Source organism: Sporomusa sp. GT1, assembly GCF_014634905.1.
GTDB lineage: Bacteria > Bacillota > Negativicutes > Sporomusales > Sporomusaceae > Sporomusa > Sporomusa sphaeroides.
This window is the reverse complement of sequence record NZ_BMBX01000025.1, coordinates 19,238-42,907: the sequence shown is the minus strand read 5'-3', so window position 1 is coordinate 42,907 and position 23,670 is coordinate 19,238. Positions and strand designations below refer to the sequence as shown.

General features: G+C 48.9%; 20 protein-coding genes. 1 reads left to right on the top strand and 19 read right to left on the bottom strand.

All coding sequences use genetic code 11. The features are described from left to right. Nucleotides 1-21: 21 nt before the first annotated feature. From GT1_RS18565 to GT1_RS18530, 8 genes are all read right to left on the bottom strand, one after another. On the bottom strand, nucleotides 22-1,170 hold the full coding sequence (locus tag GT1_RS18565; protein WP_308507636.1) for an acyl-CoA dehydrogenase family protein: 1,149 nt from the start codon (nucleotides 1,168-1,170) through the stop codon (nucleotides 22-24). Beyond that, complete coding sequence (locus GT1_RS18560) at nucleotides 1,170-2,744, bottom strand: acyl CoA:acetate/3-ketoacid CoA transferase (RefSeq protein WP_188399961.1); 1,575 nt, start codon at nucleotides 2,742-2,744, stop codon at nucleotides 1,170-1,172. Before GT1_RS18560 ends, GT1_RS18565 begins: the two co-directional genes overlap by 1 nt. 309 nt (nucleotides 2,745-3,053) lie before the next feature. Next, entirely contained in the window at nucleotides 3,054-4,478 is a 1,425-nt protein-coding gene (locus tag GT1_RS18555; protein WP_223226367.1) for a sigma-54-dependent Fis family transcriptional regulator, read from the bottom strand. A gap of 126 nt (nucleotides 4,479-4,604) precedes the next feature. Further along, entirely contained in the window at nucleotides 4,605-5,738 is a 1,134-nt protein-coding gene (locus tag GT1_RS18550; RefSeq protein ID WP_075756669.1) for a uroporphyrinogen decarboxylase family protein, read from the bottom strand. A 30-nt stretch (nucleotides 5,739-5,768) separates the two neighbouring features. After that, a complete protein-coding gene (locus tag GT1_RS18545; protein ID WP_188399960.1) occupies nucleotides 5,769-6,581 on the bottom strand; it encodes a methyl-accepting chemotaxis protein in 813 nt (270 codons plus the stop codon). 384 nt (nucleotides 6,582-6,965) lie between these two features. After that, nucleotides 6,966-7,664: a DUF1638 domain-containing protein gene (locus GT1_RS18540; protein ID WP_188399959.1), complete on the bottom strand. Its 699-nt coding sequence runs from the start codon at nucleotides 7,662-7,664 to the stop codon at nucleotides 6,966-6,968. A 25-nt stretch (nucleotides 7,665-7,689) separates the two neighbouring features. Next, complete coding sequence (locus GT1_RS18535) at nucleotides 7,690-8,337, bottom strand: B12-binding domain-containing protein (protein WP_188399958.1); 648 nt, start codon at nucleotides 8,335-8,337, stop codon at nucleotides 7,690-7,692. A gap of 3 nt (nucleotides 8,338-8,340) precedes the next feature. Then, a complete protein-coding gene (locus GT1_RS18530; protein ID WP_188399957.1) occupies nucleotides 8,341-9,069 on the bottom strand; it encodes a GntR family transcriptional regulator in 729 nt (242 codons plus the stop codon). 198 nt (nucleotides 9,070-9,267) lie between these two features. On the opposite strand from GT1_RS18530, the gene GT1_RS18525 reads away from it, so the two are divergent. After that, entirely contained in the window at nucleotides 9,268-9,507 is a 240-nt protein-coding gene (locus GT1_RS18525; protein WP_075756664.1) for a DUF2164 domain-containing protein, read from the top strand. 78 nt (nucleotides 9,508-9,585) lie between these two features. Here the strand turns inward: GT1_RS18525 and GT1_RS18520 are convergent, their stop codons facing one another. The 11 genes from GT1_RS18520 to GT1_RS18470 form a co-directional block, all read right to left on the bottom strand. Then, nucleotides 9,586-10,809 (bottom strand): CaiB/BaiF CoA-transferase family protein, encoded by a 1,224-nt coding sequence (locus tag GT1_RS18520; RefSeq protein WP_188399956.1) that lies wholly within the window; start codon nucleotides 10,807-10,809, stop codon nucleotides 9,586-9,588. A gap of 44 nt (nucleotides 10,810-10,853) precedes the next feature. Then, nucleotides 10,854-12,494, bottom strand: coding sequence for a medium-chain fatty-acid--CoA ligase (gene fadK, locus GT1_RS18515; protein ID WP_188399955.1), 1,641 nt, complete (start codon nucleotides 12,492-12,494; stop codon nucleotides 10,854-10,856). Between the two features lie 55 nt (nucleotides 12,495-12,549). Continuing rightward, nucleotides 12,550-13,560 (bottom strand): electron transfer flavoprotein subunit alpha/FixB family protein, encoded by a 1,011-nt coding sequence (locus GT1_RS18510; protein ID WP_188399954.1) that lies wholly within the window; start codon nucleotides 13,558-13,560, stop codon nucleotides 12,550-12,552. 16 nt (nucleotides 13,561-13,576) lie between these two features. Then, nucleotides 13,577-14,365: an electron transfer flavoprotein subunit beta/FixA family protein gene (locus GT1_RS18505; protein WP_188399953.1), complete on the bottom strand. Its 789-nt coding sequence runs from the start codon at nucleotides 14,363-14,365 to the stop codon at nucleotides 13,577-13,579. A 36-nt stretch (nucleotides 14,366-14,401) separates the two neighbouring features. Then, complete coding sequence (locus GT1_RS18500; protein WP_188399952.1) at nucleotides 14,402-15,535, bottom strand: acyl-CoA dehydrogenase family protein; 1,134 nt, start codon at nucleotides 15,533-15,535, stop codon at nucleotides 14,402-14,404. Nucleotides 15,536-15,704: 169 nt separating this feature from the next. After that, complete coding sequence (locus GT1_RS18495; protein ID WP_188399951.1) at nucleotides 15,705-17,195, bottom strand: UbiD family decarboxylase; 1,491 nt, start codon at nucleotides 17,193-17,195, stop codon at nucleotides 15,705-15,707. Further along, entirely contained in the window at nucleotides 17,196-18,368 is a 1,173-nt protein-coding gene (locus tag GT1_RS18490; RefSeq protein ID WP_188399950.1) for a CaiB/BaiF CoA-transferase family protein, read from the bottom strand. It lies immediately after the preceding gene. 109 nt (nucleotides 18,369-18,477) lie between these two features. Then, nucleotides 18,478-19,527 (bottom strand): zinc-binding dehydrogenase, encoded by a 1,050-nt coding sequence (locus GT1_RS18485; protein ID WP_188399949.1) that lies wholly within the window; start codon nucleotides 19,525-19,527, stop codon nucleotides 18,478-18,480. A gap of 79 nt (nucleotides 19,528-19,606) precedes the next feature. Beyond that, complete coding sequence (locus GT1_RS18480) at nucleotides 19,607-20,395, bottom strand: SDR family NAD(P)-dependent oxidoreductase (RefSeq protein ID WP_188399948.1); 789 nt, start codon at nucleotides 20,393-20,395, stop codon at nucleotides 19,607-19,609. Nucleotides 20,396-20,813: 418 nt separating this feature from the next. Further along, on the bottom strand, nucleotides 20,814-22,091 hold the full coding sequence (locus tag GT1_RS18475; protein ID WP_188399947.1) for an MFS transporter: 1,278 nt from the start codon (nucleotides 22,089-22,091) through the stop codon (nucleotides 20,814-20,816). Nucleotides 22,092-22,332: 241 nt separating this feature from the next. Next, on the bottom strand, nucleotides 22,333-23,637 hold the full coding sequence (locus GT1_RS18470; protein WP_223226366.1) for an MFS transporter: 1,305 nt from the start codon (nucleotides 23,635-23,637) through the stop codon (nucleotides 22,333-22,335). Nucleotides 23,638-23,670: the final 33 nt, after the last annotated feature.

The window sequence follows — 23,670 nt, the reverse complement described above, 5'->3', positions numbered from 1 at the left end:
CTTTTCCTTATGCCGCTCAATCTAAGAATTAAGCAAAATGCCGGATATTACAATCCGTTGAACCTGATTGGTGCCCTCATATATTTGCGTAACCTTGGCATCCCGCATGAGCTTCTCCACGACAGAATCCCGGGAGTAGCCGTACTGTCCCATAAGTTCCACCGCATCGGCGGTCACCCGCATGGCGGCATCGGTGGCAAAGGTTTTTGCCATGGCGGCTTCTTTGGTATACGGCACACCGGCATCTTTCAGCCGCAGCGCGTTGCGCACCAGCTGTCTCGCGGCTTCCACCCGGGTAGCCATATCGGCCAGTTTAAAAGCCACCGCCTGATGCTGGCCGATAGGCTTGCCATTAATGTCAAGATATTCTTTGGCATATTTGAGAGCTTCATCAAGCGCCCGCCGACCAACGCCAACGGCAAGCGAAGCCACGATAGGACGCGCCATATCCAGTGTTTTCATGGCCAGCTTCATGCCTTCGCCTTCTTTGCCCAGCAGGTGGGACTTAGGCACCCTTACATTTTTTAACAGCAATTCCACCGTATTGGAGCTGCGAATTCCCATTTTGTGCTCCACCGCGCCAACAACGACGCCTTCACGCTCTTTCTCAACAATAAAGGCGCTTAAGCCTTTAACCCCTTTAGTGGGGTCGGTGGAAGCGAAAATCACCATGATATCGGCATAACCGCAGGTAGTGGCAAAGCATTTCGTCCCATTAATAATCCATTCGTCGCCATCAAGTTTGGCAATGGTGGCGCAAGCCCCGGCATCAGAGCCCGCCCCCGGCTCGGTAAGGGCAAAGCCGCCCATACCGCCGTTTACCAGCCGGCCGTAATACAGCCGCTTTTGTTCATCCGTACCGGCTATCGCCAGAGGGTAAGAGCTCAGGCCGTTGCCGCCAAGCGTTGTGGCAAAGGCCGCGCAGCCATAGCCCCATTCTTCGGCTACCAAAGACTGCGTAACGGCGTCATAGCCGGGACCGCCGTATTCCTGGGGAACGGCCATGCAGTTCAGTCCGGCTTTTTTCACTTCTTCCAGGATGAATTCATGAAACTCACCTTTTTCATCCCACTCCCGGTCTACCGGCAGAATGTGCTGTGCCGTAAAATCCCGGGCTAATTGTTGTATTCTTTGTTGTTCAGGGGTGAGCGACATATCAACCATAATCATCAACCTTTCGTGTTGGCTTCAATAATCTGCTTGAGCAGGCCCCATTTGGGCTGGAAAATTTCGCTCGGCATGGTTGTCAGGTTAGGAGAAATAACCGGTTTAAAATCCATAAGCGCTAATACGTCTTGTTCCAAATCAATGCCGGGGGCAATCTCAGTGAGCATTACCTGGCCATTTTCCAGGACAAATACGGCGCGCTCGGTTACATAGACCACCGGTTGGTTTACCCGGGCGGCATATTTACCGCTGAAAGTAATCTGCTCAACACGCTCAATGAACTTTTTATTTTTTCCTTCTTTAATGATGACCAGCTTGCCATCCTGTCCCGCAACCTCAAGCCCCCCGGCGGTAAAGGAACCGCAATACACCACTTTCTTAGAGCTTTGCGTAATATTGATAAAGCCGCCGCAGCCCATCGGCCGGCCTTTAAATTTGCTGACATTCACGTTTCCTTCTTTGTCTGTCTGGGCAAGCCCCAGGAAGGCTACATCAATCCCGCCGCCGTCATAATAGTCAAATTGCGAGTGATGCTCGACAATGGCCTGCGCGTTATAGGCCTGGCCAAAATGGGGAAGACTTGCCGGTACACCGCCAATGCCGCCGGCCTCGGTAGTCAGGGTCAGCAGCTCTGTGGCATTTTCCTCGGCGGCAATGGCCGCCACATCACTGGGAATACCCACTCCTAAGTTGACAATGGTATTGGGGGCCAATTCCATAGCGGCGCGGCGGGCGATGATTTTGCGTTCGTCAAGCGCCAATTCGGGGATACTGTTAAGCGGCACTTTAATATCACCGGAAAAGGCAGGATTAAAATACAAGCCTTCTGTTTGCCAGCAGCATTCCTGTTTGGTTGCGATCACAATATGATCCACGAGAATTCCCGGAACTCTTACCTGCTTAGGATGGAGCGAACCGGCTTTCGCCAGATATTCAGCCTGCACAATAACAATGCCGCCGGAGTTTTTCGCAGCCTGGGCCAGCGGCAGGGCTTCCATCAGCACGCCCTCATTTTCCATGGTAAGGTTGCCGTGTTCATCTACCGTTGTTCCCCGGATGAGAGCCACATTGATGGGGAAGGTTTTATAGAAAAGCCATTCCTCCCCTTCAAACTCGACGACTTTTACAATATCTTCGGTAGTGGCGGTATTCATTTTCGCGCCGTCAACCCGCGGGTCGACAAAAGTTCCCATCCCTACTTTGGTAATCAGCCCCGGGCGTTTGGCGGCAATTTCGCGGAATAACTGGACGATAACCCCTTGTGGCAAACAATAGGCTTCTATTTTATTTTCTGCCAGTAATTTGGACATACCGGCCGATGAACCAATATGGGCGCCAATCCATCGCTTGACAAGACCTTCCTTGCCCAGGCGGGTTGTCCCGCGTTCTTTCCAGTCACCAATAGCTGACGCATGTGTCAGGGTTATATTCCTGGGATGGCCGGTTTCCACAAATCTTTTTTCAATTGCCTGCGCAATCTCTTCCGCCCAGGCGGCAAGCCCAAACCCGGTTGCCGCTACGGTGGCGCCATCTTGAATCAGGTTGGCTGCCTGCTCGGCTGTTATAATTTTTGACATACGATGTACTCCTTTCTATTCTAAAAACTGATTGCGCTACAATATATTGCAAAATTAATGCCAACCGCAAAAAAAAACCGTAAACCTCAATACATTCAGGCATAATAAGGCCTGCCATTTACTGCTTGTGTTAGGTTAGGTACCAATATTGCGACATTTACCAAAATTCAAAAAATTGATGTACCTAAACAGGTACATCAAAAGCGGATTGTTACAGCACCATCCGCTTTTGCAAAAAAAAACTGAAGGTACAGTAAGACCATACCATTCAGCCGCTATTGCGTAATCGTATTACACGACTATGCTGCGCTATTTGTTTTTTTCATCATCCTGCTCAAACGCTCTGAGCTTCCGGTATAAAACAGTACGGTAAATCCCCAGTTTTTCAGCCGTCTCACCGATTCTGCCGCCACATTGGTTCAACACCTGGTAAATATACTGCTTTTCCAAAGACTTCATAACTTCCTTTAAGGTCCCGTTAAGTCCGGCTGCCTGCAAATAACCATTTTCCTGCTTAAAGCCCGCCATACGCTGCTCAAGTTCCAGAAACTCCGCAGAATAATTTTGCAAACTGTTAATCACCAGACGTTCAATAACATTTCTCAGTTCACGGACATTGCCCGGCCAGTTGTGTTTATACAGGGATTGAATGGTATCCGGGTCCAGCTGGACATCCAAATCGTATTTCTTCTTGAAGTAATCAAAAAACTTTAAAGCCAGTGCGATCATATCTTCCGGCCGCTCCCTGAGCGGCGGTATCTGCACAGGTATGACATTCAGTCGGTAAAATAAATCGGTACGAAAGCTTCCTTCCTGGGTCATTTTGTGCAAATCCTTGTGAGTCGCAACAATTAGCCGGAAATCCAGCTTCCGGTCAATATGGCTGCCTAACCGTCTTACTTCGCGGGTTTCCAGTACCCGGAGAAGTTTGGACTGGAGCGGCAGCGGCAATTCAGCAATTTCGTCTAAAAATAACGTACCCCGGTGAGCGGCTTCAAATAAGCCGATTTTCCCTTCTGTGCTTGCACCGGTAAAAGCTCCTTTTTCATAGCCAAATAATTCCGATTCCACCAGATGATCAGGCAGTGTGGCGCAGTTTACGGCAATGAAGGCTTCGCCGGAACGTTTACTGTGACGGTGCAGATATTTTGCCAAAATTTCCTTACCTGTTCCCGACTCGCCGTTTAACACCACCGTGCTGTCTGTCTGGGCAACGGCATGCACCTTCAGCAAGAGCTGCTTCATAACTTTGCTCTCAGCTACAATTGTTTCTTTATCCAGCACATAGCTTCGCAGGTATTCCATTTCCCGTTTACGCCGATTGCTGCACTCCCGTTCCTCCACCCCCGTGTTTTTCTCCGTAGACTCTGCCGGCCTGCCTGTAGTCAATACCAGAATAACGTTTCCTTCCTCATCCATAATCGGCGTACTGGTGGACAGCTGTTTAATGCCGAGTTTAGTTGTCAGTTCGCCCTTTACCACGCATTTTTGGGCAGCAGCCTCTACTGCGTACGATTTATTATAGTACTCCTTATCAACCAGATCGCGCACATTGGACTTTAACAGTTGATCCAGTGACATATCCAGCGTCAAGGCAGTCGTTGAATTGGACAACAACACATTACCATACCGATCAGTAACAAATATCGGATCAGGCAGATTAGCAAATATTTGATCCAAATTCTGTTTTGCCAGTTGATAATTACGCCTCGTCTTTTTTGCAACGCGCGGCACAGAACCACCTCCTTTCAGTACTTCGGAATATTCGGCATATTACGACAATATTCCTGTAAAGAAAAATAACCCCGAAACAGGGCAAAACAGTTCCACGCATGGTGAAACTGTTTTGCAAAATACAGGTTAATTATAGCGGCCGTATTTCTCCACTGCGGCAAAGAAGGCATCCACATTGGCCCGTTTGGCATTCATCGGCAGATTGCAGCCTGATGAATAAATCAACCCTTCACCATTGCGGAAGGTGTTAATTAATTTTTTCGCGTATTCGTCCAGCTCACTGGGAGCAGCAACGGTAAATAATGCCGGGCTTACGTCCCCCTTGATGGCGCAATGCCCCTTAAGTATCTCGTGGGCTTTAAAGATATCTGTCGCACTGTCCAATTCCAGGATAAATTTAGCTTTAGGCAGGTCAAGGAAGTATTCTAAATTCTTGGTCCAGTCAGCGTCAAAATGAAGAACAGGAACAATATCCTTTTCCACCAGCCGTTCAACCATAACCTTCAATTGCGGCCAGACAAAACGTTCAAAGTTTTTCTTATTAATGAACTGGCCGGCGCCTCTTACCCCGCCGACAAATATGCGGTTTATCCCGGTTGCCTTGGCTGCCGCCTCACTGCCGGCAATCACAGCATCATTAATAATCCATAGCAGTTCTTCCACCTGATCCCCGATTTGATACATATCTTTATAAAAACGTTCCATGGAGCGTACAATAGATAATGCATCAAACGGCACCGTACCCATGATGGCTCCCCAGGTTAAGCTCTGACCGCGTGCCAGGCTGCGATCGATCTCATCTTGCCGCAGTTTTGCCATTTCCTGCTGACCGGCAAGCACTTCCTCACGACTTACGTTATGAATTCTTTCAAGAAAAGTCATACGATACTCGGCCCAGCCTTTTTCTTTCAGCAGGGGGTAATCCTCACGGGTCATTGCCTCATATTCATGGATTTGGTATTGGGCGTTTTCCTCCAGTTCTTTGCCAGGCATTCTGAATTGGCCCGGGCCGCATTTCGTAGCTACCGGCCCAATTCTTCCGTGCAGCATGTAGGCATTGCTATCCCATACCGGGTAATCCTCCCATACCTTGTGGATAGCCGCCTGGGCTTTGTCCCAGTTCCAGAGGAATTCTTTGTTGGTTAACCCCACATGTTGTCCCGCATACTGCTCAATAATAGGTGCACAGACTACCCTGTCCACCGGTTGAAGATTAATTGAGGCCACCAGTCTCTCTTCTGCAGTCATTACATCTTTCATTTCATCCCACTCCCCAAATGTTTAATTATCTTACACAGAGTCTGCAACCTTCTGTATATCAGCCGCAGTCGCGGCCAGCTGCTGCATGGATGCCGAGATTTCACCTGTAGAAACGGCTTGTGTGCTGCCCAATACCGCGGTTTTCACTAAAACCTCCACTACATTGGTAGTATCCTGCTGTATGGTGCTAAGTATGGCAGCTATATCTTTGACCGAATTTCCACTATTAACAGCCATTTTTCTGATTTCCTCCGCGACAACGGCAAAGCCGCGGCCATGTTCGCCCGCTCTTGCTGCTTCAATCGCAGCATTAAGCCCCAACAGGTTGGAGTTGGCGGCAATGTCGCTGACAAACCGTAAAATATCGGTTGTTTTATGAATGTCTGCCAGAACTTTCTCTCCGTCCAGGCGAACCTGGGCAAGATCCCCGGAAAGCTGGCCGGCTGTTGTTGTAAGATTTTCAACTGTTGCGCTCAATTGCTGAGAAGTTGCCGCAATCGTTTGCGCGGCATTTTGCAGGATTTCATGGGTGTGCATGCTTATAGCCGCGCCGACTATGCCAATAAACTGCTGATTTTCATCAAATATGGGCCTGACAATGGCTTTGCACGGAATTCCGTATATCGCCTTAGGCAGCGAAGCCACTACTTTCTTACGGGTCTTGATACATTCCAGCATAGCCCCGCCTTTGGCAATTTCACCAATTTTGACCTCAGCGTAAAATGTTTCTGCCGGTGAATAATGAAGAATTCGTCCCTCAGTATCACATACCATAACAGAGCAATCAAACACATTAAGTTCACGAAAAATATCGGCAGCTTCTATAACATCCTCAAGTTTCATACCCTGCACTCCTTTGACTTAGATGTTCCCGAATATCCTTTACCCCAATGCAATTGCAGTGCCATTATGGGTACCAGCTATAAAGCAGACTTAAGTACGCTTATCCACTATAGAATGAATACCATAAAACAAGTAGTTGTAACTATGTCCGGTTATCTTGTATATACATCTATATAATAATCTGTGATACTTGACTTGTCAATATTTTTTTGACTTTTCTTTTAATTTTAAACAATAACTTTAATTGATTGCCTGCCCTCTTTGGGATAACACTGTTGCGTCACACTTCACCCGCAAGGATAAGCGATGGCAAAATAAAAAGGCTACCTCCCAGGTAACCACAAAAGTATATTTTTCTGCTCTGTTTGTATTTGTCATTGGTAATTATAGAGATTTCGGGAGATTAACTTGAGACTGACCATCACTACTGCCGCATATATCGCTCATAGTAACGGCATTTCCCGGTTCCAGTACCAAAAACTCCTCATCCCAGGGACCTGTCAACAGCTTACGGAATAAACGCAGGGAGCCTTGCGCCACCTCATGCTGCATGGTAAGCCGTTCGGCAAAAGCTTGTGTTCGGGGCAGTACTTCCTCTACCGGATAAGCACCGGTATCTATCAACATAAACCGCTTATAATGGCCAAGCATTATTTTCATTATCTTTGAGGTTCTAACCTGCCCGTACCGCTCAATACAACGGTCATATTCGCGCAATAAATTATTCTCATAATCAAGCCAGCCTTTTGTCAAAAAATAGGTTCCCATTTCCTTGGATATATTTTTTCTGGCTTCGCAGGAACCTAAGAGCAGCGGAATACAATCATCAACCTTAGGAATTACGAGGTTGGCTTTATCTGATTTAATCCCCAGCAAACTATTGCCACAGTATCCAAATAATAGTAATATTACATCAATATTATCAATTCTATTGATTTCTTCCTGAATTCTTTTGTGTAATAATTCAGGGGTATTATGCAGCCCTGATTCAACATAAATGGTAGGAAAACTTACGCCGGTTTCTTTAATGGTCAGTTTAAGCTCATCTCTGAGTGTCTGGCATGCCAGTATCGCCGTCCCCATCCTCTGCCACTTCCTTTATATACAATTACACAATCTGCTTATCGGCAACCAGGATATTACGGCAAAGTTCCGCGACCTTGGCACAATCAGTCGCCCAATAGTCAGCACCTGTATATTTTCTCACACTTTCATTTACCAGGCCGCCGATAATAACAGTAGTCATTGGACGAAGCCCCGCCTCTTCCAGACATACTACCGTATCACGCATAGAGTCATAAGCGTCAGTAATAAGCCCGGTTAAACATACAACCCGGCTGTTATGCAAGGTGACGGCCTCAACAAATTTCCTGGCAGGCACATCTACGCCCAAATCACAGATGCCAAAACCATTATACTGCATAATACCTGTTGTAATATTTTTGCCAATATCGTGAATATCATCTTCCACCGTACCAAAAATAACAGTAGGATAAATCTTGCGGGCGGTAACAACCCTATCCTGATTTACCAGTGCCAGCACATCCTTAAATATTTCGGAAGCCATAATGAGATCTGACAAAAAGTACTCGCCCTTGCTGTACAGCTCACCCACCCTGTCAGTGCCCTGCCGGATTTCTTCCAGCAGCACATAAGGATTGATTCCCATCTTAAGGCCTTGCGTCACCAGGTTCATTACCATGGCTTCATCCAGTCTGGCCATGGCACCAACTAGCATCTTCTGGATTTTCAGCATAATTTATAACCTCCCTGAAAGTGGATAGGAAGTCGCCTTTAATTCAAACCGGTCTTTATGGCAAAGCGTGACAGAGACCCCCAGCGGGATGTCGTCTTTCGAGTAAATAACCTGCTTGATTACCAGCGCCGGCAATGCTTCGTCCGCCTCCAGCAGTTTCGCCTGTTCGGCTGACAACGCTGCCACCGATATCACCATATCATTGCGAACCGGCACACTTTCCTGATGTTTGGCAATCAGTTCCGGAAAATCAGCGTACTCCAGCTGAGTTTCCAATAAGGGCTTGCCTTTTTGGTACCGCAAAAATTTTTCCTCAATAGCCACCGGCATGCTCTCATTAAATAAAAGCTGTTTTACTGTTATCACATTGGATTCTCCGGTAAACCCCAAGTCATTGGCTAATTCCGGATTATTGCGGATTAAATTAACGGCCAGGAGTTTGGGGCGCAGCTGCCCATTGTTGGCTGCACTATGTTTAAGATCAATAACCAGCTGATTTAGGCGGGGCCGGGTCACAAAACTGCCTTTGCCCTTGACGGTATCAATGAGTCCCGCTTCAGCCAGCAAAGCAAGCCCCTGCCGCACTGTCATCCGGCTAATGGCGTATTTTTCCCCCAGTTGCGCCTCTGTTGGCAAAAGGTCTCCGTCCTTTAATTCACCGGATTCAATCTGTTTTTTTAAATCTTCGGCCAAACGATAATATACAGGGATTAGATTTTCACGACTTCTCATAATAATAAACCTTCCTTCGGAATACTGGGTAAAACCACAGTATATACATCTATATATAGATTTTATACGAGCACTTACTATTCTGTCAATTTATTTATTGATTTTAGTTACTGCGGATAGAAAACGGTCCGAAAAGTATATCTGCCTGTTACCGGTATGCCGGACGGCCAATATTAAATTATAATACGGAGGTAAATTATGAAACCCCTGCAACTCACCAAAGAGCAGCAGAAAGAATCTATTGAAGCTATAAAAAGTTACTACTTTAATGAGCGAGAGGAGGAAATTACAGAATTAGCTGCCACACTGCTGCTTGACTTCATCGTAAAAAACATTGGGCCGCATATCTACAATCAGGCACTAACAGACGCCCACAGCTTTATGGGCGAAAAAATTGATGAACTGTTTACTTTGGAGAAGTCTCCTGCAAGTAAATAATGCGAAGGCATAGGGATAAGCTGCAAGAAGGCCGGCGGATTTTTCCGCCGGCCGCTATATTGTATATCAATTGAAAATTTACAGTTCACCCTGAAAGCATTTAACAGCACCGGCCGCTTCCAGTCTGGCGATATCTGCCGCCGTGTAGCCATATTTCAGCAGATATTCACGGGTGTGGTAGCCGATAGGTTTGGAGGTTCTCAGTTCAGGATCACCGACACTCTTCAGCCGGATTGGACTGGTGGGAATGACCCGCCGGCCAAACGCCTGGTAATGCAAAGGTCTCAGGATGTCATTGGCATAGGCTTCCTCATCGGCAAGAACATCATCCACAGTATGGCATTTCTGGTAGGGAATCTCATGCTGTTTAAAGATGGTTTCCCATTCGGCAAAAGTTTTTTTAGCAAAGGCTGCTTCCAGCATGGCAATTACTTCGCCTGTTCGCTTATGCTCGCCGATTACCTCAAGGGTATTATAATCGGTGTTGCCGACAAGGTGTTCCAAACCGAAGGCGGTAAACATCTCATCAAAATACTTGTTATAGTTGCCGTTACAGATCAAAAACCAGATACCGTCCCCGGACTTATAACAATTATTGGTGGGGCAGGGAACTTCTTTTCTCGATCTTGGATATTCAGCCCCGGCCTGGCGTGAAACCATGGCGATCTGCATGGCCCAAACGGCCATGTGGTAGAGGTTGACCACCACTTTGTCACCTTTGCCGGTCCTTTGTTTATTAACCAAGGCAGCTAAGACGCCGGCTGTCAAAGCAATGGACGCGTTAAAGTCGCCGAAGGCTGCCGGCACGTTAACCGGGCTTTCACCCTTTTGCGGAAAACTGGTGATAAGACCGCCGCGGGCCGAATAAGCCGTAGCGTCAAAACCCTTGGAATCCTTTTCCGGTCCTCTTTCCCCATAACCGCGCATATGACCGTAAACGATATGGGGAAATCTGGCGCTGAGGGTTTCATAGTCCAGACCCAATTTTACCAGCGCTTTATCCCTGAAGCTGGTGACAACAATATCGGCGCTCTCTACCAGCTTATAGACAAAGGCAAGACCCTCGGGATTTTTCAGATTCACACTGACCCAGTTCTTGTTGAGACTGCTCATATCAAAGGCAGGATCTTCAATATCATTCCGTTTCATACCAAAACCGGGCCCCTGGGTACGTTGTTCATCGCCGGTAAATGGTTCAACCTTAATGATTTCCGCACCCATTTCACCAAGAATTCTCGGACAGGCCGGCGCCGCCACATAGGAGGTCAGCTCAACTACCCGTATTCCCTCTAAACCGTTCATCTGTGCAACTCTCTCCTTTACCAGCTCATTGATGGTAATCCAGGTCAGCTCCCCAACCTTTGCTGGCTTAGTTTATTTTTAATATCCTGACGCAACACAAATTTTTGGATCTTGCCTGACGCCGTCCTGGGGAGGCTGCCTACAATCTCCAGACGTTCAGGACATTTACATTTGGCCACTTTTTTTTTCGCAAAAAATGCTTGGATATCGGCCAGCGAAAGTCCGCCCGCAGCCGCCGCAAGAACCACATACGCGCAGATTCTTTCCCCCAGTCTGGGGTCCGGCATAGCCACAACACCTGCCTCCTGCACAGTCGGCATTTGGAGTAAAATGTTTTCGACTTCGACACTGCTGATATTCTCCCCGCCGCGAATGATCACGTCCTTTTTTCTGCCGGTAATTCTGATATAGCCGTCCTCATCCATCCGGCAGAGATCGCCACTGTAGTACCAGCCAGCCTCATCCAGGACCTGTGCTGTCAACTCAGGTTCCTTCAGGTAACCCACAAAGACACCCGGCCCGCGGGAAGCTTCCTCACCCTCGCCGCCTGACGGCACCGGCTGCCGGGCTGCATCCACTACCTTCACCTCGACACCCGGTACAGCCGCGCCATCGGTATGGAGCACTTTGTCCGGCGGATCATGAAGGCGTACGACCGTATGGGGTATACTCTCGGTGGAGCCGTAAACCCCTATCACCTTAAGCCCTGCTGCCCATGACTCTTCAACCAGGTGCCGGGGTATGGGCGCGCCGCCGCACAAAAAGAAACGCAGGGAAGATATATTATGTCTCCCGTTTTGCAAAGAACGAAGGATATCATGAACAAACGGGGTAGCCCCCATACTGCAGGTGCACCTCTCCTGCGCAATTAATGTCAGGCTGGTATCTGCGGTAAATATATCCTGAAGCACGCTTGTAGCACCGAACAAAAAGGGAGCCGTCACACCGTGGTGAAAACCGGTGGCATGGGCCAGGGGTGCGGTCATTAACATAACATCAAGATAGGTGAAATTCAGGGCAGCGGCAAAAGCCTTTTCACTTGCAATAATTGTATTGTGGGTAAACATAACCCCCTTGGGGAAACCGTCTGTGCCTGAAGTAAACAGGACAGCAGCCAAATCATCTGCCTGGCAGGCCCTGTGTTCAGCCAGCGGCGGATATTCTCTGATGATCCGGCTTAAGGTGCAGCCTGCCTGTACTGCTTTTTCTTTTTCCACAACTACAACTTCCTTGAGACTGGGGACCTGGGAAATCAGCAGCTGTACCATGGGCAGGTAGTCAAAACGGCGAAATTCGGATGGGCAAAAGAATACTTGGGTTTCACATGTAGTCAGGATATGTAATAATTCATCAGCACGATAGCATGGCAGGATGGGATTTACCACCGCCCCCACTTTCAGACAGGCTACATAAATTACTGTAAATTCAGCCCAACCAGGCATTTGAAAGGAGACAAACTCGCCTGGCGCCACTCCTGTCACCTGTAAAAAGGAGGCCACTCTGCCGGCGGCGTCATCAAGTTCGGCATAGGTATAGCGAGTTCCCTGGCGGTCAATTACCGCTGTCTTGTCCGGGGAGCTTAATACCGACATTTTCCAGTAATCGGCCAGCGTGGCATCCCCCCAGTAGCCCTTTTGGCGGTATTCCTGTTTCCGGGACTCATTAAACGTAATCCCTGCCGACATCTGGCTCAACTCCCTCTCTGGTTTCAAGTTAATTAAGCAGAATAAAAAGAAGCTGTCAGCTTGCTTTAAGTTTCCTGATTTCTTCGATCAGTACGGGAATAACTTCAAACAAATCACCGACAACGCCATAATCGGCAATATCAAATATGGGCGCATCCGGATCTTTATTGATGGCCACAATGATATCGGAAGACGACATCCCGGCCAGATGCTGAATCGCACCCGAAATGCCGCAGGCAATATAAATCCGGGGACCAACCGTCTTGCCGGTCTGGCCTACCTGCTGCAAAGGCGGCATCCAGCCGGCATCCACAGCCGCCCTGGAGGCCCCCACGGCCCCGCCCAGAAGATCGGCCAGATCTTTGAGCAGGGCAAAGTTCTCCGGATTAGCCATACCTCTGCCGCCGGAAACTATGATCTCAGCCTCTTCCAGATTAACGGCCGCCTCACCCATTGTTTTGATAAAACCAATGACTTTGGTGCGGATTTCAGCAGCAGGTGTTCTAATCTCTTCCCTGATGACAGGTGCATTCCTGGCAAGATCGGGGCAGGCCTTTTTAAACACTCCGGGCCGTACTGTGCCGATTTGCGGTCTGGTATGAGAACACAGGATGGTAGCCATCAGGTTGCCGCCGAATGCCGGCCTGGTCCAGGCGACATCGCCGGTTTCCTCATTAATTCCCAGGCCGGTGCAGTCGGCTGTCAGGCCGGTTGCCAGCCTGCCTGCCAGCCGCGGGCCTAAATCCCTGCCGTTATTGGAAGCCCCGATTAATAATACCGAAGGCTTATATTTTTCGATTAACTTCACCATTACATTGGTGTAGCCGTCGGTATTGTAGTCTTTATATTCTTCACCTTCCACCAGAATAACCTCATCAGCACCGTAGGCAATAGCTGATTTGACGGCAGCCGCCACATCCTGGCCAATAACCACGCCAATGAGCTTCTCATTATGAGCTCCGGCCAGAATTCTTCCTTGGTTTAACAGCTCCAAACCCACATTTTTGGCTTCACCGTAAGCCTGCTCGATAAATACCCATACATGTTTATAATCAGCAATATTCATCTTCAATAACACTCCTTTAAACCAGCTTGGCTTCCGTTAACTTGCCGAGCAGCGTCAGTGCGCATTCGCAGCCTGTTTCGGCCTCAATCCTGATGCCGGATTCTTTACGCGGCGGCGTGAAGGTTTTCTTTACCTTGGTGGGTGAGCCTTTAAGCCCGATACGCTCTTTATTGATTTCCGGCAAATCGGCAGCGGTGAATACCGGTATGACTGCTTTATTGGCAGCCATTTTACTCTTGATGGTCGGGTATCTGGGCTTGTTAATTGATTTTACCACCGTAACTACCGCCGGCAGTCCGGCTTCCACGATTTCATAGCCTTCATCATGCTCTCTGTTGACGGTAATGCTGCCTGCGTTAACTTCCAGCTTGGCGGCAAAGGTTACTTGCGCAATCCCCAGATGTTCTGCGATCTCCGGCCCAACCTGGCCGGTATCGCCGTCAATGGCCTGCTTGCCACACAGAATCAGATCAAAATTGCCAAGTTTTTTGATAGCAGTTGCCAGTATATAGCTTGTTGCCAGGGTATCTGAACCGCCAAACAACCTGTCGCTAATGAGCACGGCCTTATCTGCGCCAAGTGACAGACATTCTTTCAAAGCAGCCTTAGCCTGTTCCGGTCCCATGCTGAGAACAGTGACAGTGCCGCCGTGGGCCTCTTTAAGCTGCACGGCGGCTTCCAGGGCATTGGCGTCAAACGGATTGACAATGCTAGGCACACCGCTTCTAATCAGCGTATTGGTTACCGGATCAATCTTGATTTCCGCCGTATCCGGAACTTGCTTAACACACACTAAAATATCCATAAGTACTTCCTCCTTTAAGTCCATATGCAAGTACGGTTACTTGAGCATTTCTCTGGCAATGACCACTCTCTGGATTTGATTGGTGCCTTCGAAAATTTGGAATACTTTGGAATCCCGCATCAGTTTTTCCACCGGATATTCTTTGCTGACGCCATAGCCACCAAAAATCTGAACAGCATCGGTAGTGACCCTCACCACAGTATCGCCGCAGAAGGTTTTGGTAATTGAGCCTTCTTTAACGACAGGTTTGTTATCATCCATGAGAATCATGGCATGGTGAACCAGTTGCCGGGCGGCCTCGGTCTGAATTTCCATATCGGCCAGAATCATTTGTACAGCCTGGAACTGCCCGATAGGCTTTTTGAATTGTACTCTTTCTTTGGCGTATTTCACGGCTTCATCAATGGCGGCCTGACAGATACCAACAGCCAAAGCGCCGACAAATGCCCGGGAAACATTCAGCGTATTCATGGCTGTGGTAAAGCCTGTTCCCTCTTTTCCCAGTAAATGATCTGCCGGAACTCTTACATCGGTAAAAGTTACATCAGTGGTGTTTGACAATCTCAGCCCCAACTTGTCTTCATGTTTGCCAATGGTAATACCCGGACGGCTTCGCTCTACGATAAAGGCCGATATGCCTTTGATGCCCTTGCTCTTGTCGGTAGAGGCGAATACCACAAATACGTCGGCTACGCCGCCATTGGTAACAAAGCATTTATTGGCATTAATTACATATTCATCGCCGTCTTTAACGGCGGTGGCCCGCATTGCCCCGGCATCTGAGCCGGAATTGGGCTCTGTCAGGCAGAAGGCGCCAAAGGCGCCCGGAATGATAATGTCGGCAAACAGCTTCTTCTGGGCTTCATTGCCTGCCATAATAACCGACCGTAAGGCAACAAAGGTAGTGACAAGCGAAATGGCATAGCCGGCGTCCACTTTCGCCAACTCTTCAAAGATGACGGCTGTCGTCTGATAGTCCAAACCTGAACCGCCGTATTCCTCAGGTATTTCCAGGCAATGCAGGCCCATGTCAAACGCCGGCTTGAGCAGTTCCAGCGGAAATTCGCCTTTTTCATCAAGCTCTTTAACATGCGGCTTTACTTCTTTAATCGCAAAGTTTCGTACCATTTCGACCAGTTCTTTTTGTTCAACTGTCAATATGTGTCCCATAATAAATCCCCCCAAAGCATATAGTTGTACTGCAAAAACGGACTGCGGTTTGACTTGTCATGTTCAATGTACTATACTTCATTATTTACAACAATTTAACAGTTTTAAATTATCCGGCAATTTTGAAGTAAAAGTAAATGGTAAACAGCTCTGTAGCCGTACTAATAAATTACAGACTATTGGTAAATAACCCGGGCGCAAACCGGGACGGGTCTATATCCAAAAATTTTGCGCGTTCAAACTTGCGCTTGAGCTTAAAAGGCACCGTGCAGTCAAAGATTGTTTTGCAGGAAATCCCCTTGTCCTGAATACTGGGGCTGAATTCCGGCGACTGGGAAGGATCAAGCGGATGGCAGCGCACCCCGGGAATGAAGATGGTATCGACATCTCCCTGATAGCGTGTGTTTAAGGCCCACAGTACATCGTTGCTGTCAAAAATATCAACATCCTCATCGACAAGGATAATATGCTTCAATTCCGAAAAAGCGGCAAAGGCAATCAAGGCGGCCTGGCGTTGCCGGCCTTCGTCGGCCGGTACTGTCTTTTTGAACTGGAGCACCGCCATATATTTGCCGCCGCCGGCAGCATGCGCGTATACATTCAGCACCCGGCCCGGCATGGCGCGCTCGGTCATTTGCAGAATGCTGGCTTCAGTCGGAATACCGGCCATGCTGACATGCTCTTCGCTGGGTCCGATACAGCTTTGCATGATCGGGTGGCGGCGATGAGTAATGGCTTTGACTTTAATAACAGGCAAGGACCGGTTGGCAGGACCGGTGTAGCCGGGAAATTCCGGCATGGCTTTACCGGTGTTGGTATGTTGATCCTCGGCCACCCGTACGTCCGGCAGCAATTCCCCCTCAATGACATACTCCGCATGGGCAATTGCCTTTTCTTTTATACTCAGGCAGTCAACCAGTTCAACCGCTTTGTTTCTGATACTGCCGGCAATGCTTAATTCATTAAAGCCCAACGGCGTGGTCGGCGGTTCAAAGCAGGCGGCAATTGCAATGGCCGGGTCCACCCCAATGCTGACCGAGATCGGCAGGGGTTTTCCCGCCGCTTCTGCTTTGCACCGGAACACGTCAAGATGCCGGCCCGGCACGAAGTACATGGAGATTTCATCCTTACTTTGCAGGCAGAGGCGGTGAATGGTGACATCCGACTCGCCTGTTTCGGGATCACTGGCATAACACATCCCCAGAGTAATGTACGGGCCGGCATCTTCCACTGTATTGGTCGGCGCCGGCAGCAAGGCACGGATATCAAAATCCGGGTCGCCGGCATAATGAACCACTTCCTGGCACACGGCCCTGGCCGGTGAAACAGTCACCGGCGCAATCGGCTGCAGCACGGCTGCTTTTAACAGAAAGCCAAGACACTCCGGCGCGCTGTTGAGCAGCAGTGCCACCCGCTCCCGGCTGGCTAAAAGCCCAATAGCCACTCTGGCGTTTTCATGACCTTTCACCTTATTGAAAATCATTGCCGGTCCTTTTCTGGTCGGCCGGGCCACCGTTCCACCGGCGCCGACATGGCGATACACCCCGGAAATCTCGGCAAAAGGATTTACCGGTTCATCGGTTTCAATAAGCTGGCCGGGAACTGCTTTGAGTAATGCAAGTGCGGAACGCAGATCATGGACAGTCGGCGCTTTTTCCATTTACAGACCGCCGACCACGCCCTGTTTGGCCAGAGCTTGAATCTCGTCTTCGCCCAGGCCCAGCCGTATTAGCAGTTCTTTCGTGTGCTCTCCTAAAGCCGGCGGCGGAGTGGCCGCCGCCAGCGATACCGGAATGGCCGACAGGTTTAACGGCAGTCCTGTTTGCAGTATCCTGCCAACCACCGGGAACTCCAGATAATTCATGATACCGGTATTTGCCGCCAGAATGTCCTGTACAGCCTCCCCCATGGTCTTGACCGGAGTTATGCAAATGTCCCGGCCGTTAAGCCACTCCAGCCACTCTGCCTGCGTCTTGCCGGCGACTAAGGCGCACATCTTTTCCCACGCCGCCGGATCCTCCTGGCGCCGTAAAAATTGCTTAGGAATTAACTCTTCCATGCCGGTATTTTGGCAAAATTCTTTCCAGAATTTATCTTCCACCATGCCAAAAGCCATCAGCTTGTGGTCTTTGGTTTCATAGGTGTTGTAGCAAAGCGCCGGATATTCGATGGTTTCCGGAGAAATCTGATTGTCCTGAAAGTGGAATCTGCTGTAGAGCAGGCTGAGCCACCAGACAAAGGATTCAAACATGGATACATCCACATACTGACCTTCCCCTGTTACTTCCCGGTGAAACAGGGCGGTGAAAATCCCCAGCGCCCCAACCATGGCGGTGGCGGCGTCAACTAAATGGATGGGCGAAGGCTTACCGCCGTTTAGTGATAAATAACCGCTCAGTGCCTGCAGGTTTAAATCATGAATTGCCTTGACGCTTAACGAATTGTTCTGTCCGAAACCGGATAAAGAGCAGTAAATAATTCTAGGGTTTATCTGCCTGATTCCCTCATAGTCAATACCCAACCGCCCGGTGACGCCGGGCCGGAAATTTTCAATGATTATATCAGCCTCTGACGCCAGCTGTTTAAAGATTTTCCGGCCATCGTCACTTTTGAGGTTGATGGCCAGGCTTTTTTTGTTGCGGCATAAAGCGGCAAAATAGTAACTGACATCATTTATTTTGGGCTCATCCCCCCGGCAAAAGTCGCCTTTTGCGATCTCCTCCACTTTGATTACTTCCGCCCCCAGATCGGCAAATACCTGGGTTGCGTACCCTCCCGGCAAATACCGTGTTAAGTCGAGAACCTTTATGCCGGCAAATGACTTTGTACTCATTATGTAACCCCTCCCACTTTTTACATGCAGTTGACCTGCTGCTGAAATAGTAAGCTTGGTCCCAAACACTCTGGGACCAAGCTTACTATTGTGTCCTTACGGCAACCAATCAGGGCTCCAGGATTATCCGCAGACCCTGTCTCTGGTCAAGCAGCTCCATACCTTTTTCCCACTCCTTAAGCGGGAGTGTATGGGTGCCGATTGGCTCGACATTTAAACCGCCGTCAATCATTTTGGCGGCCTGGAACCAGGTCTTGCGTTCATAAGCCCGGTTGCCGACAATGCTGATTTCCCGCATGGCGATTTGCGTCATCAGCAGCTCACTGGGCTTGGCCGGCAGGCCGGATACCCCGATCTTGCCGTGCTTGGCTACCATCTGAACTGCCTGCGGCACTACGGAATGATGACCGGCAGCGTCCAAAATCACATCGGCGCCCCTGCCGCCGGTAAGCTCTTTTACTCTCGCCACAGGATCCTGCTCATCCACATTGATCGTGTAATCGGCACCTAAGGCTGCCGCGGTTGCCAGTCTTTCCTTGTCTGCACCCGCACCGGTCACGATTACCTTACCAACGCCCATATTTTTCAAAACTAACAGCATTAGTAAGCCAATGGCCCCCGGACCAATAACAACAGCGGTCTCGCCAAAGGCCGGCTTGACTCTTTCCACAGCATGGATGGCAACACAAAGCGGCTCCATTAAAGCGCCGGCTTTGAAGCTTACCGAATCAGGCAGTTTGATTATGTTCTGGGCCCGCACCGCAACATACTGGGCAAAGCCGCCATCATAATCGGTGCCTAAAAAGGGACGGTTATCACAGATATTGATAATTCCTTCGGCGCAATAGCTGCATTGGCCGCAATAGAGTATGGGGTTGACAGTGACCCGTTCGCCCACAGCCATGCCTGTTACCTGGCTGCCTACCTCGGCAATGACGCCGGAAAATTCATGACCAAAGATGGAAGGAAATTGCAGTTTATAGGAATTGGCAATGGCTTCATTCCAGTGATATAAGGAGTGGTCTGTACCGCATATCCCACTGGCCTTAATCTGAACCAGAACCTGATCAGGGGTAATTTCGGGAATGGGAACAGAAGCAAACTCCATGTTATGGGGAGCAGCCTTAGTCTTAATAACAGCATCCATCATGCCTTGCATAATAAATCATCTCCTCTTTATTTTGATTACTTGTTTAATTCTTACCGGCATTCCGCCCTGCAGCCACCTGCCGGTGTTTTTAATAACAGGACCAGCCGCCATCCAGGATCAGGGTCTGGCCGGTGGTGTATGAAGATTGCGGAATGACCAGATACAAAACAGCGGCTGCCATTTCATCCACTGTTCCCATTTTTCCTAAAGGAGTACGGTCGATAACAAACTTGAGCCTGGCAGGATCAGCCAATAAACCGGCAACCATATCTGTCTGAACATAGCCGGGGGCTACAGCGTTGACGTTGATATTGTTGGGCGCCAGGTCTATGGCCAGCGCTCTGGTCATAGCCATCAAGGCCCCTTTGGCTGTGCAATAGGCGACAATGCCCGGCAGCGCATTGATACCTCTTTGCGAGGTCATATTTACAATGCGGCCGCCACCATTCCTGGCCATAACCTTGGCCGCGGCCTGAGAGACGAAAAAGGCCGAGGTCATATTAAGGGCAAAGAGTTTTTCCCAGTCTTCCCTGGTCACTTCCAGTGTGTTGCACCTGGGGAGTGCCATACCTGAATTATTCACAAGAATAGTAACGGTGCCAAATGCCTTGCAGGTCTCTGCCATCAGATTATCAATATCTGCCTGGACCGTAACGTCGGTACGGACACCGAGGGCTTCCCCGCCAGCGGCCTTAATTGCCTCACAGACCTCTGCCAGTTTCTCTTCCCTGCGTCCGGCAACCACCACCCTGGCTCCGGCAGCAGCGAAGGTTTCCGCAATGCCGCGTCCAATCCCGGTCCCGCCGCCGGTTACAATGGCAACCTGGCCTTGCAGAGGAGCGGTATTCACCCAATTTCCTTTAGCTGGATTATTCATGTTTTCAGCCCCTTTTTAATCTTTAACATATACGCAACTACCCAACACAGCCTTGAGAGAAATTCCCCACCTCCCCACAAGACCTTCTTTACTTTTCAGTTTCACTATACGCTAGTTAAATATTTCCAACAATTTAATAATTGTAAAGTAAAATTCAGTGTTAATTACCGCTAAACCACTGCCGGATTGTTAGTTATTTTAATAAGTCGCAGATTATCCGTGTTATTCTTCATAAATATTTTTTATTTAAAATTACTGAATTGTGCATATTTGCTTGTTTGGCAACAACAAGCAAAAAAAAACCGCCCGGAGGCGGTCTTATTTGTTTGTTGCAGTCTTCATGCGGATTTGAAAAATTGAATTAGCAATGGCGCCTGCTCAGTACCTTTCAGACAGTGCAGGCGCCATTGCTAATAGCTTAACCGGCTAAGAGTTTCGGCTTAATTGCTTCCACCTTACAGGTAGTTAACAAAATAATCGCTCCCGCCACAGCAACGGCAGCACCTAAAAACAAAGCATATTCATAGCTGCCGAAATAGTCAATAATAAACCCGGTAATAGTGGGGGCACTTATGCCACCAACTGTGGCAAAAGTAGCAAACAGCCCGGTTATTTTACCGGCATTTTTATGGGAAAAAACCATTGGCATAGAGTAAAACCCGCCCATTGTCAGGCATAACAGGCCATTAGAAGCTGATATGAGGGCCATAGCGGCACCGGCACTGGGCGCCTGGGAGCCAATAATCAGCAAGCACCCGGCTGCAATCATACCGGCAATAGGATATAGCTTCCGGCCGATATTGTCGCCAAATTTTTTCGCGGCACGATCGGCTAAATAGCCGCCCAACGGATACGTGAAGGTGGCAACAACATAAGGGAACATGGAGTATAGGCCTGTTGTGGTCATATCAAGCTGCCGGCCCAAGGCAAAGTAATTGGGCAGCCAGGTCATAAACAAGTAGAGCAGGTAGTTGGCGCAAAAATAGGCAATAGCGCAGCTCCATACCGAGCTTGTTGAAAATATATCCCGTGCAGTCAGATTTGCCGGCAGAGCCGCCGCATCCTGTGACCCCTGATCGGCTCTAATATAAGCTAGCTCTTCCCGGCTGATTGTCGGGTGCTGTTCCGGCCGGTCCGCCCCAAATTTCAGCCACAGCAAAACCCAAAACGGCGCAATAAACGCAAAGGAATAAAAGATCATCTGCCAGCTCCATTTCTCCATAATCCAGATGGAAAGCGGCATGGTAATGACCAGCCCGATCGGAACGCCCATAAGGCACAAACCCTGGGCCAGACCGGATTCCTTCTTGGGCATCCATTGCGCCACGATGGAAGAATTGGCCGGCAACGTGACCCCTTCACCCCACCCCATGGCAATACGGATTAAGATCATTAACCCCAGGGTTGAGCCAAACGGAGTCAGAAATACAAAAACAGACCACCATAAAGCTCCAATTATGACAACTTTGCCGCCGCCGAACCGGTCGGCTAACCAGCCACCAAGAATCTGGGTACAACCATAGCCGATAAAAAACGCGGTGGAAACCAGGCCATACTCGGTAGCCGTCCAGTTAAAGTGCTTCATCATCACCGGGCCTGCTATCGACATACAGGATCGATCCATATACAGAACTACATAACATAAGACAATCAGAGAAATAATCCCCCACCGTTTATTCCCAATCTTTGCGTCCATGAGATTCTCCTCCTCACCCATTTCTAAACCCTGTTTAGTTAAGCCGGCTAGCAACCGGGCAGTGCCGTCACCACAGCAGCTTGTTATTGCCAAACAGAAACGACATAATGTTTAACCAGGCTCAAGGCGACATTCCAGCTCTAAACAGAAGTCTAAGCAGTGAAGATGAGCGGTGGCGGGAACATAGAGCGAGAGTATCGCAGCAAAGTACGGGAAAGCCCGGTTCTGGCCTACCGGAAATTCACTGAAAATTAGAGGCAGCCGGAGGAATATCAGCCGAAGATTTACTTTCGACTGCCTTAACACTGCAGACGGTAAGTAAAATAAGCGCACCGGCCACAGCTACTGCAGCACCAAAGTACAGGGCATAATCATAACTCTTGGTATAGTCAATAATAGCCCCGGTTAATATCGGTGCACTCAAACCGGCGCAAGTACCGCAGAAGCCATACAAGCCAATAATCTTACCCGCATTCTTGGAAGAAAAAATCGGCGGCATCGAGAAAAAGGGAGCCTGGGTTATGGATAAGAAAAATATTGATATAGTAATGAGTGCGATAGCCCCCTCTGCACTTGCCACACGAGTCCCCAGCACCAGGAAGACGCCGGCCCCAATTAATCCGATAATGGGAAATAGTTTCCGGCCCATATTATTACCGTATTTTTTTGCGGTATAGTCAGCCAAAATCCCGCCAAGCGGGTAGGCGATCATGGCGAACATATAGGGGATCATGGTCATATACCCACTTTTGACAAGGGTAAAACCACGGCCATTTACAAAATAGGTTGGCAACCAGGCAAAAAACAGGAAAAAGAGATAATTACTGGTAAAATAGGCCAAGGCGGAAGTCCATACAGATACATTTCTAAAAACCTCTCCCGGCGTCACATTGGCAGCCGCACCTGTTATCTGTGCAGCCCCCTGATCGGCTCTTATATACTCTACTTCTTCCCTGGTTATGGAGGGGTGCAATTCCGGTTTATTCTTTCCTAACTGGTTCCATAACAAAATCCAAATCGGACCCAAAAAGGCGAACGCATAAAATACGGTTTGCCAGTCATAGTGTTGCATAAAGAAGATGGCCAGCGGCATAGTAAGCGTTATCCCCATCGGTGTACCGATCATAACTATTCCCTGGGCTGTTGCCGATTCCTTTTTGGGTACCCACTGCGCCAGCAAGGAGCCATTACAGGGCAAAATTACCCCTTGGCCGATACCTACTATGGCGCGCAGCAGGACCAACATGCCGATTGTCGCGCCAAAAGGAGTAAGGAAAGTAAATAAAGAGTACAGTACAATACCGAATACCATGATTTTCCCGCTGCCAAACCGGTCGGCCAAATAACCGGCAGGTAGCATAGTAAGGGCATAGCCTATGAAAAATGCGGTCGAGACCAAACCAAACTGAGTGGCAGTCCAGTTAAATTCCTTCATCATTACAGGCCCGGCAATAGACATACTGGTGCGACAGATATACATAACAGCATAACTCAGCAACATCAACGCGACAATAATCCAACGTTTATTTCCCAGCTTTGCATTCACAATTTTTCCTCCTTTAAGTATAACTTAATTACC

Coding starts and splice junctions, on each gene's coding strand:
- GT1_RS18565 (WP_308507636.1), bottom strand. CDS start 1,170: ATGATTATGGTTGATATGTCGCTCACCCCTGAACAACAAAGAATACAA.
- GT1_RS18560 (WP_188399961.1), bottom strand. CDS start 2,744: ATGTCAAAAATTATAACAGCCGAGCAGGCAGCCAACCTGATTCAAGAT.
- GT1_RS18550 (WP_075756669.1), bottom strand. CDS start 5,738: ATGAAAGATGTAATGACTGCAGAAGAGAGACTGGTGGCCTCAATTAAT.
- GT1_RS18545 (WP_188399960.1), bottom strand. CDS start 6,581: ATGAAACTTGAGGATGTTATAGAAGCTGCCGATATTTTTCGTGAACTT.
- GT1_RS18540 (WP_188399959.1), bottom strand. CDS start 7,664: ATGGGGACGGCGATACTGGCATGCCAGACACTCAGAGATGAGCTTAAA.
- GT1_RS18535 (WP_188399958.1), bottom strand. CDS start 8,337: ATGCTGAAAATCCAGAAGATGCTAGTTGGTGCCATGGCCAGACTGGAT.
- GT1_RS18530 (WP_188399957.1), bottom strand. CDS start 9,069: ATGAGAAGTCGTGAAAATCTAATCCCTGTATATTATCGTTTGGCCGAA.
- GT1_RS18525 (WP_075756664.1), top strand. CDS start 9,268: ATGAAACCCCTGCAACTCACCAAAGAGCAGCAGAAAGAATCTATTGAA.
- GT1_RS18520 (WP_188399956.1), bottom strand. CDS start 10,809: ATGAACGGTTTAGAGGGAATACGGGTAGTTGAGCTGACCTCCTATGTG.
- fadK (WP_188399955.1), bottom strand. CDS start 12,494: ATGTCGGCAGGGATTACGTTTAATGAGTCCCGGAAACAGGAATACCGC.
- GT1_RS18510 (WP_188399954.1), bottom strand. CDS start 13,560: ATGAATATTGCTGATTATAAACATGTATGGGTATTTATCGAGCAGGCT.
- GT1_RS18505 (WP_188399953.1), bottom strand. CDS start 14,365: ATGGATATTTTAGTGTGTGTTAAGCAAGTTCCGGATACGGCGGAAATC.
- GT1_RS18500 (WP_188399952.1), bottom strand. CDS start 15,535: ATGGGACACATATTGACAGTTGAACAAAAAGAACTGGTCGAAATGGTA.
- GT1_RS18495 (WP_188399951.1), bottom strand. CDS start 17,195: ATGGAAAAAGCGCCGACTGTCCATGATCTGCGTTCCGCACTTGCATTA.
- GT1_RS18490 (WP_188399950.1), bottom strand. CDS start 18,368: ATGAGTACAAAGTCATTTGCCGGCATAAAGGTTCTCGACTTAACACGG.
- GT1_RS18485 (WP_188399949.1), bottom strand. CDS start 19,527: ATGCAAGGCATGATGGATGCTGTTATTAAGACTAAGGCTGCTCCCCAT.
- GT1_RS18480 (WP_188399948.1), bottom strand. CDS start 20,395: ATGAATAATCCAGCTAAAGGAAATTGGGTGAATACCGCTCCTCTGCAA.
- GT1_RS18475 (WP_188399947.1), bottom strand. CDS start 22,091: ATGGACGCAAAGATTGGGAATAAACGGTGGGGGATTATTTCTCTGATT.